Source organism: Natronomonas salinimetallica (assembly GCF_013839515.1).
In the GTDB taxonomy this organism is placed as follows: Archaea; Halobacteriota; Halobacteria; order Halobacteriales; family Haloarculaceae; genus Natronomonas.
In genome coordinates this window covers 24,577-36,775 of record NZ_JACDNQ010000021.1, presented here as the reverse complement: position 1 = coordinate 36,775, position 12,199 = coordinate 24,577, and the positions used below count along the sequence as shown (strand labels likewise).

Below are 12,199 nucleotides of genomic sequence, written 5' to 3'. Positions count from 1 at the left end.
ATACGCTGTCGAGAGGCTTAATTCCGGCGGTTGTGGCCGTGTTGTCGGATTCATCCCCGCCGTGAACGGCGAGGCTTTCTCCTTGACTTTCCGTAACTTCCGTCCCTGAGGCTTCCGACGACCGCCGCGACTCGTAGTTCGCTCATGTCCGTGGTATCGGGACCGAAACCAAAGACGCCATTGGAATCCGGGTTCCCGACGCGGCTACCGCCGCAGCCGTGCGACCGTCCCGTCGTCCGTCTCCGCCGTCGACACGAGGCCGTCAGACTCGAGATCGGAGAGCAACCCACGGAGCCACGCCCGGCCGTACTCGCCGTCGGGGGCGTAATCGATCCGGACCCGCGGCCCCAGCTCGTCGAGCGCCAGCCGGTCGTACTCCCGCAGCACCGAGACGATCCGGCCCCGCATCTGGCGGCGGGACCCCTCGAAATCGGGCTGGGTCGGCACGTCCGGCGCGGTGAAATCGCCGGTCTGGTAGGCGTGACACCACTCGCGCCACGGACAACCGGCCTCCTCACAGCGGGGTGTCTTCCCGCAGGCGATGCCGCCGAGTTCCATGATTGCGTTGTTCCAAACCCGGGACTCCCCGGCCGGCATGAGCGCGTTCGCAACGGATTCGTAGTCAGGATCGTCCGCGTCGTGAACCGCTTCGAACACCCGGTACAACACCCGTTTGACGTTCGTGTCGACGACCGCATCGCCGTCGTTGAACGCGAAGGACGCGACGGCGTTCGCAGTGTAGGGGCCGACGCCCATCAGCTCCTGGAGCCCCTCGGGTGTCCTCGGGAACGAGCCGTCGTGTTCGTCGCGGATCTGTCGGGCCGCCTCGTGGAGATACTTCGCGCGGTTGTTGTAGCCGAGCGAGTGGTCGGTCCAAAACCCGACCACCTCCGAGCGATCCGCCGCCGCGAGCGCCTCGACGGTCGGCCACTCCTCGATGAACGCACGCCACGGCTCTACGACCCGGTCGAGTTGGGTCTGTTGGCTCATCACCTCCGAGACGAGGATCGGATAGGGGTCGTCGGTCTCGCGCCAGGGGTACGCCCGGTGGTCGGCCTCGTACCAACGTATTAGCTCCGACCGGAGCGAATCGGCGTCGGTCATCGCCCCGTCTATCCGCGGGCGGCGTTTGTGTGTGACGGTCGGGCGGGACTGTCGTACAGCGCAACGCCATGATCGGAAGCCGGCGCTGTGAGCACCGGGCGGTGGATCGAACACACGGGATGGAGATTCCGGGTCGTATACCTGGGTGATATCATCAATGTATATTAGCGTCGGTACCGATCGTACGTCGTGACATGACATTCAGCGACAGGCTGCTAGAGGACGGCGAGCACGTCTGGGAGGCGCAGAAAGAACACCCCTTCGTCGTGGAACTCGCCGAGGGATCCCTCGACGAGGAGGCGTTCAGATACTGGATCAAGCAGGATTACCGGTACCTACTCGATTACGCCCGGCTGTTCGCCATCGCGGGGGCGAAAGCGCGAGACGAAGAGACGATGACGGAGCTGTTACACGTCGCCCACAGCACCCTGAGCGACGAGATGGACCTCCATCGGGAGTTCGCCGCCGAGTACGGCATCGGACGCGCGGAGCTAGAACGGGTCCGGAAGTCACCGACCTGTGAGGCGTACACCGATTTCCTGATTCGGACCGCCTACGAGGGGTCGATCGCGGAGATCGCCGCGGCGCTGTTCCCGTGCGGACAGGGGTTCTTGGATATCGGAGCGCACACCGCGGAACTCGCCACGGAGGAGCACCGATACACGCCGTGGATCGAGACGTATACGAGCGAGGAGTTCCGCGAGGTCGTCGGGCTGATGCGGGACTTCGTCGACCGCTGCGGCGAGCGGTATCCGGGCGAACACGACGCGATGCGCGAGGCATTCCTGACCAGCGCTCGGCTGGAGTACCGGTTCTGGGAGATGGCCTACACGCGGGAGACGTGGGGGATATGATACCGCCGGCGATCCCGATGTCGCGGTTCGCGCGCCGGTGACGCAGATCGCGTCACGAACGTATCGCCGCCACTACGAGCGGATCCGAAACGACCGCGTCGTCGCCCGACGCCGGCCGTTCTCACCGCCCGACGCCGGCCGTTCTCACAGCCCGACGCCGACCCCGAGGAGCCCCGCCGCTGCCGGGACAACCGTCTCCCAGACGGAAAACCCGGTCGCCATCGCCAACACCGTATCCGAGCCGAAAAAGAAGAACATCGCTGCGCCCCCGATGTGGGCCTTTCGGACGTCGAACGTACCGGCGAACCGGTGGAAAAAGAAGGCGTTCAGCAGGCTGATCGGCACGATCGCGAGCATCTCGCCGAGCCAGATGGCCGTGCCCGCGGAGTACTGTGCGGCGAGCCCGATGGTGACGAGTTGGGTCTTGTCACCGAACTCGCCGGTCGCCATCATCACGAAGATCGGCACGAACGTCCCGAACCGGTCGGACACGTCGTATCCGAGGACGGATATCTCGCCGTTGATGCCGGGGAGCCCGCCGTCCGTCGACGGTGTCCCGTCTTCGCTTTTGGCCGGCATCGACCGCCACAGGAGCACGCCGAAAAGCAAAAACAGCCCGGCGGTGATCCCATCGAGGGCGACGGGGGGAAGCGAACGCTGGAGCGCCCGCCCGAACCAGACTTCCAGGGCTGTCCAGCCGGCGAAGGCGCTCGCGGCCGCCGAAACCACGATGACGGGGTTGTACCGCGTGGAGAGCCCGGCGATGATAAACTGGACCTTCTCACCCGGCAACACCGCCAGTTGGGCCACGAACGCGATCACCAGTATCTCGACCCACGCGTTCATTCGGCATCCCCTCCGACCGTTGCGCTCTCGAACGTCCGCATCGTGTCGATGTATCCGGTTCGAACTCTTAAGAGTTGGTTCCTGTCGAAAGACCACGGCGTCCCGAGCGAAACCCACTTCCGGCCGCCGACCCCACCGCGTGTATGGGACTCGACGATCTTGCCGACGACATCGAGGCCGCCTACGCCGATCTCGGCGAGGGGCTGACCGTCGAACTCGACACCGAGACGAGAAACGAACTGGCGATGCTCGAAAGCGCCTACGACCCCGAGAGCCACGAGGAAATCCTCCGGCGGGCGATCCACACGCTCTTTCAAAACGCCGTCGAGACCGGGACCCTCGATTTCCACCTCCGGAGCGGCTACGATGTGACCTACGACGAGTACCTGTCGGGGATGACCTACGACGAGATGGCCGTCGGCGGCGCGGGCGGAAGCGGGGGCGGGGATTTCCTGGCGAACAGCGACGACAACGCGCGACGATACCAGTTCTGAGGGCTGTCAGAGGGGGATCCCAGATCCTGAGAAACTGCCGGCGATACATAACCGCTCGGGTACTACACCGGGTAGAACCCGGAATCTATGACTGAAACGAAACACCGAGTCAGATCCCACATCGAGGCAAACCCGGGCGTCCATTTTAATGCCGTGAGTCGCGAACTCGACATCGCGACCGGACAGACCCAATATCACGTCCGCCGGCTCATCAAGAACGGCGTGCTGCGGCGACTCGAGGTATGCGGGCGAACCCACTACTTTCCGGCGGGCTACTCGGAGCGAGAGCAGGCCGCGATCGCGCTGTTGCGCCGGGAGACGACCCGCGAGGTCGTCGTGTTGTTGCTCGACGACGAGACCGACCAGCCCGCGGAGCTGGCCGAGTCGATCGGGGTCGCCCGGAGCACGGTCGAGTGGCACCTCTCGAACCTCATCGAATACGACCTCGCCGAGAAGGTCCACGAGGGCCGAAGCGTTTCGGTCCGGCTTACGGAACCGAACCTGCTCGGCGACCTCCTCGTCGAGATCGATCCGAGCCTGCCCGATCGGCTCGTCGATCGCTTCTCGCGACTCGTCGACTCGCTTCTCGACCAGTGATTCCGTCGGCCGCGGCGACGCCGCAGCGTCACGTCACATGACGACGGAGTGCCCCGGTATGCTCGCCTCGGTGGATCGTTTCGGTATCGCACCAAACAGGCTATCATTATTCAACACGTACATCCGAGCATGAATGAACACGGACACCGAGGCATGAACGAACACGGACACCGAAGCACGAACGAACCATCGGACACCGAGGCCGGGCGAACGCGGCGGACCGTCCTGAGTGCCGTCGCGGTCGGCGGCGTGGGCGCGCTCGCCGGCTGTCTCGGCGGTGACCGAAGTGGACCGGACCCCGTCCCCCTTGATGACGGCCAGGAGTGTGATTACTGTAACATGCGGATCGAGATGCATCCGGGGCCGGTCGGGGAGTCGTTCTACGGTGACGACGCTCCCCCGTCGCTCCCCGAGGACCGCGAGAACGGCATCGCGTGGTTTTGTAGTACCACCTGTACGTACAACTACATGCTCGAGAACGAGGAACGGGGCCACGAGCCGACGATCTCCTATGGGACCGACTACTCGAGCGTCGACTACGAACTCAACTCCCAGAGTGGAACGACAGTAATAAGCGCCCACCTCGGTGCCGGATCGTTCGCGGACCTCCACGACCTCACGTTCGTCGCCAACAGCGAGGTCGAGGGCGCGATGGGCAAGTCGCTGATCGGGTTCACCGACGACGCCGACGCCGAATCGTTCGCCGACGAACACGGCGGGGAGCGTTTGGCCCACGACGACGTGACGCGCGAAGTCCTCTCCGGACTCGGGATGTGAACGCCGGGCTCCGAGCCGCCCCTGGGTCCCTCCGCGATGGCGGGGTATACGACGTCGCGGAGTGATATCCCCGGCCATCGGACGCCTTCAGACGGCCGGGATCCACTCGATGATCCCGGTGGCGAACGTCCACAACAACAGCCCGACGAGGAGCAACAACAGCAGGATCAACAGGTGAATGCTCTGTTCACGATACAGCCGAGCCATGCTGCTCCTATACTCCTGGTGCCTATATACGTGATCGACGCCGGATTTTACCGATCGACCGCGACCGTCGCGATGGCGAGCGACCCGACCCACCAGACGAGGAGGCCGACGGCGCTCGCAAGCGGTGAGGCCGTCCGCGGCCCGGTGCCCGCAGTGACGGCCACGGTGGTTTCGAGCACCAGCCCCCGGTAGGCGCTGAGCGGGCTGATCGCGAGCGAAGCGACGAGCGAGGACTCCGCGATCAACCCCCGCGAGAGCGCGAAGACGAGCCCGATGTCGGCCCCGAACAGCAACGCGAAAAGCGCCAGCCCGGCGACCGTGATCGCGGTTCGAGTCGTCCCGGCGAGCGCGGAGATCGCGATCGCGATGGCGAGGACGACCATTGCGAAACAGGCTGTCAGAACGATAAACCGGAGGAACAGCCCGGGAGAGTTCGATCCGGTATGGGTCGCATAGAAGATGGGCCGGTACGATTCGGTGACGACGATCGGGAACATGAGAAACGACAGCGCCGTCGTGACGATGGCGACGAGTCCGATCGCGCGTCCGGCGTACGTCCCGAGAACGACCTGCCATGGCTTGACTGGATACGTCCGTAACACGTCGAGGACGCCGCGGCGCTCGTCCCCGAGGATTGCCCGGTAGCCGATCACGAACGCGATGACGGGTATCAAAAGCTCCAGCGGCGTCAACAGGTCGATGATCGTCGAGACGTACCCGACCTGGACGCCCCCGCCGAACCACGTGATGGCGAGTAAGGTTCCGAGCACCCCGATCCACAGCCCGAGGGACGTCCACGTCACCACCGCAGTCGAGAGCTCCCGTCGCACGATGGCAAAGAGCATCCCGGGGCCGGTCGGCCCGCGTGCGGGTTCGGTCGGTTCGGCCGTCTCCCCCGAGGTCTCCGGGGATTCCGTCGGGGTGCTCACGATTCCCCCCGGACGCGGACCGTCCCCGCGTCCCCGGTGACGGACGACTCGAACGCCTTCAACAGCGAGTCCGACCCGGCTTCGGTACGGATCTCGGCGGGTGACCCACACCGGGCGATCGAACCGTCGTCGAGCAGCGCGACCCGGTCGGCGACGCGTTCGACCAACGAGAGGTTGTGAGAGCTCAAAAGCACCGCCGTCCCCGCCCCGGTGAGCTCCTCGGCGACCTCGAAGATCCGGACGCTCATCCCCGGATCGAGGCCGCTGGCGGGCTCGTCGAGGACGACGAGCGGCGGATCGCCGATCGTCGCCTGCGCGATGCCGGCGAGCCGCGTCATCCCGCCGGAGAGGTCCTCGACGTTTCGGTCGGCCGCCGCGGCCAGCCCGACCTGCTCGAGCCGCGTCATGGCGTCGGCGTCGGTCTCACCGACGAGGGAGGCGTAGAACGTGAGCGCCTCCTTGACGCTCTGTCCCGGTCGGAACGCGGGCCGCTGTTGGAGGTAGCCGATCGGCCGAACCGCGTCCGGCCCTCGGTAGCTGACGTCCCCGGCTGTCGGCTCCCGCAGCCCGACGATGGCCCGGATGAGCGTCGTCTTGCCCGCCCCGTTCGGGCCGATGATGGCGGTCACGTCGCCGGAGCGAACGTCCAAGGAGACGTCGTCCAACACGTCGACGCGACCGTACGAATGCGATAGCTCCTCGACTGTCAGTATCGGTGTCGTCTGGGTTGTCTCAGTCATCGTATCGTGTCTGCGCGGCCGAACCGCCGCCCGAGCGGCAGATCGGCTCCGTGTCCGTCCGTTCCGTCGCCTCGAACCACTCGTCGTTGACGGGCGCACAAAGCGGTGCGACGTCGATCACTTCGTCGGCCCGCATCCCGGGGACGGCCCCCTGAAACCCCGCGAGCGCGTCGAGCGCTGGCGCGCGTGCGAGCGTCGCCGCGCCGTCGACCTGGTGGAGGCGTCCGTCGACCGGGGCCGTCGGCGTGTAGGGCCGCTGGATGACGGTCCCGTCGGTGGGGCCGATCGCGCCCTCCCAGTAGTTGCCCTCGCCGTCGTGGGTCCAGACCCGGAGGCGGCCACTGCTGACCGACACGTGTCGCCTGTTGTCGACGAAGTCGTTGTGCGTGACTCGGTTCGTCGGGAGCAACGCCCACGCCTCGATGCCGTTGCGGTTGTCCGCGACGACGTTCCGCTCGACGATCGAGGCGGTCGCCTCGATCCGTACGCCGAGGTCGTTTTCGGTCACCACGTTCTCGGCGACGTAGCTGTCGGTCCCGCCGACGCTGATCGCGGTCTCCGTGTCGCGTATCTCGTTGCCGACGATGGCGTTCCGCTGTGGCCCGGTCATCACGTAGATTCCGGCGGTCTCCTGGCCGGACATCGCGTTGTCGGTCAAGAGCGCCCCCGAGGTGAACATCAGGTGGATCCCCATTCGGTTGTCGATCATCTCGTTGCCCCGGACGGCGATCCCCTCGGAGCGGTGGGTGTAGACCCCGTCGAGGCCGCCGACGAACGTCGAGTTCTCGATGACGCCCGGCGAGCGCATCGCCACGATGCCCATGTGGCCCTCGCGGTAGTTTTCGCTACCGACGACCGTCGTCCCCCGGACGACGGATCCGGGCGACGCATAGAGGATGATCCCCGCGGCGTCGGTGTGGATCTCCGTCTCGTCGACGAGGACGTCCTCGGCGTTCGTGACCTCGATGGCGGTGTCGCCCTGGGCGTAGTCGTCCTCGACGTCCGCGTCCCAGGAGTCGTCGCCGACGGTGTCGCCGTGGTCGTGGCTGGCCCCCCCGACGTTGCCGGTGCTGTGGCCGTCAGTCACCGTCGGTCCGGGGGTCGAGCCGCCGACGCCGGAGACGTTCAAGCCGACGAACGCCGTCCGGTTGGCCGTGATCGTGACGACGGTTCCGTTGTCGTTCCCCACGATCCGTGCGTCGCCGTCGGCCCGGAGCGTCAGGGGCTTGTCGACGTCGACGTGCTCGCGGTAGGTTCCCTCGGGGACGAGGACCGTCGTGTTCGGGGGTGCCGCCTCGATGGCCGACTGGACCGTCGGTTCGTCCTCACCGACGACGGTCTCGACGGGGCGGTCCCGCAGTCGCGTCCTCGAGTCGACGGTCGCGTTCGCCTCGGCGTGGCGATCGGCGATCCGACCCCGGACGGCCTCGGCGTCGTCGTCACCCGCCGGGACCTCCAGGACCGCCTCCCAGCCAACGATCTCACCGCCGTAGGACTCGACGAAGGCCTCGGCGGCCTCGCGGTCGCCGAACGGCATCACCGTCTCCCCGGAGGGGGTCCGCGCCTCGCTGTCGACGACGTAGACCGCCTCCTCTGCGAGCACCCAGTTTCCCGACCCGCCGGCGGTTCCGCCGTGGTTGTGGCCGCCGGTCGCCGTCCGCTCGGCGGTCGAGTTGCCGGTGACCGGCAGTCCGGTCTCGGTCAACTCGACGTCGCGCCCGGCGTAGTCCGTGACGTAAATGGCGTTCGGGAACCCGAAGCGCTGTTCGTGGGCCGGCTGTCGCTGTTCGGCGGCGAAGGACTCGACGCCGTAGTAGCCGACGACGTAGGGATACTGTGAGTAAAACGTCTGGACCTTCGGCAGTTCGATGTCGGCATCTGAATTATCCAAACGTAGCTCGTCTTCGAGCGTCAACCCGACCGAAACCGTCTCGTCGAAATCGACCGGTTCCGGCGTCGCAGATCCGAGATCGACGATGAACAGGCCGGCGACGAGACCGACGACGAGGACGAGGATCGATACCGCAGTGACCGTTCGGGTTTCGATTCTCGGTTGGGACTCCGCAGACATCACGCGTTCACGTTCCGACGTCGGGACCGGACGGTATTGTGTAGTCTGGTGTGCGCCTCGAAAGGTACCGAGGACGCGCTATCGGGACGGGAGCGTCAGCGATCCAACGCGCCCGCTACCCGACCGGTGAGTTCGCCGATTCCGGTCCGGATCCCCGCGAACGGCTCGCGGTCGATGCCGACGACGACGGCCCCCAGGCTCACCACCAGCCATCCCGCGAGCCCGGCGACCGCGGCGGATACGTCGATCGCGCCTCCCTGATCGGTCGCCACGCCGACGACGGATTCGAGGACGAGCCCCCGGTAGGCGCTGTTCGGACTCGCCCCGAGCACCGTCCCGAGGACGTCCTCGCCGATCGCATCGGCCGTGAGCCCGAGGAACGCCAACAGATCGCCGCCCGCGACGACGACCACGAGGACTGCGAGCCCGGCCGCCAGCGCCGCCCGGCTCGTCCGAACGAGGACCGACGCCGCCATCGCCATCGCCAACACGACGGCCCCGAAACAGACCGTCAACGCGAGAAACCGGACGAAAAGGACCGGCGAGTCGGCCCCCTGGTGGGTCGCAAACACCCGTGATTCGGCCCCGCCGATTCGGGAGACGGCGGCCCCGACGGCGAGGAGAGGCCCACCGATGATGCCCGCGAGCCCGATCAATCGGCCGACGTAGACGCCCGCGACGAGCGATCCCTTCGAGACGGGATAGCTCAACAGTACTGGGCGATCGTCGTTTTCGCCGCCGAAAGCCCGGTATCCGAGCGCCACGGCGACGAGCGGGACGAGCAACTCCAGCGGCAAGAGCAGATCGACGGCGGTCGGAATATACCCCCCTTCGATCCCGCCGCCGGCGCGGAGCGTCCCGGCGAACACGGCGAGGAGCCCGACGGACAAGAGGAGATAGCTCCTCGTCCGGACGACCGTCCGGACCTCCCGCCAGGCGACGGCTCCGAACCCCTGAAACCGGCTCATCGGCTCCCCCCGACGACCGCGACACGGCTCGTATCGCCGACGACCTCGTTCAGTACGTCGCGCAGGGAGTCGGCGTCGAACTGTTCGCGGAGTGCGTCGATAGCTCCCGAGGCGGCTATTCCCCCCCGGTTCAACACGAGGACCGTATCGGCCGTCTCCTCGACGAGGGCCAGATCGTGGGAGCTCAAAAGTACCGTCGTCCCCGAGCCGGCCATCTCCGCGGCGGTCTCGAAGACGTTCTCGCTCATGTTCGGATCGAGGCCGCTTGCGGGTTCGTCGAGGACGACGAGCGGCGGATCACCGATCGTCGCCTGCGCGATGCCGAGTAGCTGTCGCATCCCGCCGGAGAGGTCCTCGACGTTCCGGTCGGCCGCCGCCGCCAGCCCGACCCGTTCGAGCAGCGGCTCCGGCTCGCGGCCCTCGACCAGCGACGAGTAGAACGCGAGCGTCTCGGCGGCGCTGAAGCCCGACCGAAACGTCGGATCCTGCGGGAGATAGCCGATCGGGCGCTCGGTGTCGGGGCCCTCGTACGAGACGGTCCCGGCCGTCGGCCGGAGGTCCCCGACGAGGATCCGAACGAGCGTCGTTTTCCCGGATCCGTTCGGGCCGATCACGGCCACGACGGAGCCGGAGGGTATCGACGCCGAGACGCCCGAGAGTGCCTCGACGGTACCGAAGGACTTCGAGACGCCATCGATCCGGAGTACCGGCGCATCGCTCACGCACCACACCCCCCCTGGAGCGTCGCGTCGCCGTCCGCAAGCGCCTGTGCCGTCTCGAGCCGCGTCGCGTTGGCCGGCGTCGAACGGGGGTGGGCGTCGATGACGCTCTCGCCACGCATTCCGGGTGCCTCCCCCCGAAGCGTCCGGAGTCCGCGAACGATCGGCGCATCGGAGAGCGTCCGTGCCGCCCCGGTTCGATGGAGCCGCCCGTCGACCGGATCCGTCGGGCTGTAGCGCCGATCGAGTCCGGCAGCGCCGTCCCAGTAGTTCCCCCGGCCGTCGTTGCTCCAGACCCGAAGCGGCCCGCTCGTCGCTCGAACGTGTTGGTCGTTGTCGACGACGTCGTTGCCGACGACGACGCTGGTCGGGAATATCGATGACGCACGGAAGCCGACCGTGTTCCCGACGACGGCGTTATCGGCGTACAGGGAATTCCGCGCGCTCGTCGAAATCCCCTGTTCCGTCCCGACAATGACGTTCTCACCGACGTAGACGTCTGACCCGCTCGTCAGGATCCCCTGCTTCGTGTCCGTAATCACGTTCTCGGCGATGGCGATCCCCGACGGGCTCGTCATGATGACGACGCCGGAGAGCGCCTGCCCGGTCGCGCAGTTGTCCGCAAAGAGCGCCTCCGAGGTGTACATAAAGTGAGTGCCGAAGCGGCCGCCGATAAAGTTGTTGTCACGGATCGTGATCCCGCTCGAGCGGTGGGCGTACACGCCGTCCCGTCCGCCGTCGAACGTCGAGTCCTGGACGATCGCCGGCGATCGGATCGCGGTGACACCCATGAAGCCGGACTGCCACCTGTCGGACCCCTCGAACCGGACGCGATCGACGACGGCCCGATCCGTGTCCCTGAGGATGATGCCCGATGCGGGGCTCTCGACCTCGCTCCGGGTGACGAGCAGTCGGTCGACGCTGTCGGCGGTCACGGCAGCGTCGGCGTATCCGTAGGCCTCCTCGGTCGCGCGGTCCCAGGCGGGTCGATCGCTGGCCTTCGAGGAATCGTCCGGATGTAGGGACTCGCCAACCCCCTCGATGGAGACGCCGGTGATGGCGACGTCGTCGGCCGTGACCGTGAGAACGGTGCCGTTTCCGTCGCCTTCGATGGTCGCGTTCGATCCGCGGATCGTCACCGGCTTGTCGACCTCGGCCGGGCCTTCGTAGGTGCCTTGCGGCAACAGGATCGTCGTGTTCGCCTCGGCGGTATCGAGCGCGGCGCGAAGCGTCGGTTCGTCCTCGCCGACGACGGTCCCGACCGGCCGGTCGAGTAGCTCCCGGGTCGCCTCGACCGTCGCATCGGCGTCCTCGTGCTGTGTCTCGACCCGATTGCGGGCCGTCGAGCCGTCCGAGGTCGGGACGTCGAACCGGCCGCGGTCGTCCCAGTCGACGACCTCGCCGCCGTACTCGTCGGCGAACTCGGCTGCGCGTTCGTGATCGGCGAAGGCCAACTGCGTCGGCCCCGACGGGGTACGGGCGGCGCTGTCGACCACGACGTGTGCATCGTCGGCGGGGATCCACTCGTCGGTGTATCCACCGACGGGATACCCCGACCCGTCGAGAGAGACGTCCGACGGCGCGGCCTCAACGTAGACCGACTGTGGATACCCGAACTGCTGTTCGACGAGCGGGTCATCGACCGCGGACGCCGCCAGGCCGATCCCGCGGTAGCCCACGACGTAGGGGAACTGCGAGTATGCGACCTGCGCGCGCGGGGCGAATCGGTCCGCCCCCAGCATGCGCTGTTCTTCGAGCGTCATCCCCATCGCGACGGTCCGATCGAAGGGGGCCGGTTCGGGCTCGGACGCTTCCGGGGCGACGACGAACGATGCGGCACCGACGAGAACAAAGAGACAACAGATGACCGCGACTGCGACTCGGAGCGACATA

General features: G+C 66.9%; 12 protein-coding genes. 4 read left to right on the top strand and 8 right to left on the bottom strand.

The window, feature by feature from the left end; genetic code table 11:
• Positions 1 to 204: 204 nt before the first annotated feature.
• Positions 205 to 1,104 (bottom strand): A/G-specific adenine glycosylase, encoded by a 900-nt coding sequence (locus HZR14_RS13715; RefSeq protein ID WP_181693442.1) that lies wholly within the window; start codon positions 1,102 to 1,104, stop codon positions 205 to 207.
• A gap of 194 nt (positions 1,105 to 1,298) precedes the next feature.
• On the opposite strand from HZR14_RS13715, the gene tenA reads away from it, so the two are divergent.
• Positions 1,299 to 1,958, top strand: a complete 660-nt coding sequence (tenA, locus tag HZR14_RS13710; protein WP_181693441.1) for a thiaminase II — start codon at positions 1,299 to 1,301, stop codon at positions 1,956 to 1,958.
• 144 nt (positions 1,959 to 2,102) lie between these two features.
• Here tenA and HZR14_RS13705 read toward each other — a convergent pair whose 3' ends face one another.
• Positions 2,103 to 2,804, bottom strand: a complete 702-nt coding sequence (locus HZR14_RS13705) for a TMEM165/GDT1 family protein (protein WP_181693440.1) — start codon at positions 2,802 to 2,804, stop codon at positions 2,103 to 2,105.
• 143 nt (positions 2,805 to 2,947) lie between these two features.
• On the opposite strand from HZR14_RS13705, the gene HZR14_RS13700 reads away from it, so the two are divergent.
• The 3 genes from HZR14_RS13700 to HZR14_RS13690 all read left to right on the top strand — a co-directional run bounded on the left by HZR14_RS13700 (position 2,948) and on the right by HZR14_RS13690 (position 4,672).
• On the top strand, positions 2,948 to 3,298 hold the full coding sequence (locus HZR14_RS13700; protein WP_181693439.1) for a ribbon-helix-helix protein: 351 nt from the start codon (positions 2,948 to 2,950) through the stop codon (positions 3,296 to 3,298).
• Positions 3,299 to 3,385: 87 nt separating this feature from the next.
• On the top strand, positions 3,386 to 3,895 hold the full coding sequence (locus HZR14_RS13695) for a winged helix-turn-helix transcriptional regulator (RefSeq protein WP_181693438.1): 510 nt from the start codon (positions 3,386 to 3,388) through the stop codon (positions 3,893 to 3,895).
• Between the two features lie 153 nt (positions 3,896 to 4,048).
• The gene (locus HZR14_RS13690) at positions 4,049 to 4,672 is read left to right on the top strand and encodes a nitrous oxide reductase accessory protein NosL (protein WP_181693437.1); all 624 of its coding nucleotides are present in this window, start codon (positions 4,049 to 4,051) and stop codon (positions 4,670 to 4,672) included.
• Between the two features lie 254 nt (positions 4,673 to 4,926).
• Here HZR14_RS13690 and HZR14_RS13685 read toward each other — a convergent pair whose 3' ends face one another.
• The 6 genes from HZR14_RS13685 to HZR14_RS13660 form a co-directional block, all read right to left on the bottom strand.
• The gene (locus tag HZR14_RS13685; protein WP_370464992.1) at positions 4,927 to 5,808 is read right to left on the bottom strand and encodes an ABC transporter permease; all 882 of its coding nucleotides are present in this window, start codon (positions 5,806 to 5,808) and stop codon (positions 4,927 to 4,929) included.
• Positions 5,805 to 6,548, bottom strand: a complete 744-nt coding sequence (locus HZR14_RS13680; protein ID WP_181693436.1) for an ABC transporter ATP-binding protein — start codon at positions 6,546 to 6,548, stop codon at positions 5,805 to 5,807. Before HZR14_RS13680 ends, HZR14_RS13685 begins: the two co-directional genes overlap by 4 nt.
• Positions 6,541 to 8,619, bottom strand: a complete 2,079-nt coding sequence (locus tag HZR14_RS13675; protein WP_181693435.1) for a NosD domain-containing protein — start codon at positions 8,617 to 8,619, stop codon at positions 6,541 to 6,543. Before HZR14_RS13675 ends, HZR14_RS13680 begins: the two co-directional genes overlap by 8 nt.
• 95 nt (positions 8,620 to 8,714) lie before the next feature.
• The gene (locus HZR14_RS13670; RefSeq protein WP_181693434.1) at positions 8,715 to 9,587 is read right to left on the bottom strand and encodes an ABC transporter permease subunit; all 873 of its coding nucleotides are present in this window, start codon (positions 9,585 to 9,587) and stop codon (positions 8,715 to 8,717) included.
• Complete coding sequence (locus HZR14_RS13665) at positions 9,584 to 10,309, bottom strand: ABC transporter ATP-binding protein (protein ID WP_181693433.1); 726 nt, start codon at positions 10,307 to 10,309, stop codon at positions 9,584 to 9,586. The genes HZR14_RS13670 and HZR14_RS13665 overlap by 4 nt, the downstream gene beginning before the upstream one ends.
• Positions 10,306 to 12,198 (bottom strand): NosD domain-containing protein, encoded by a 1,893-nt coding sequence (locus HZR14_RS13660; protein WP_181693432.1) that lies wholly within the window; start codon positions 12,196 to 12,198, stop codon positions 10,306 to 10,308. Before HZR14_RS13660 ends, HZR14_RS13665 begins: the two co-directional genes overlap by 4 nt.
• Position 12,199: the final 1 nt, after the last annotated feature.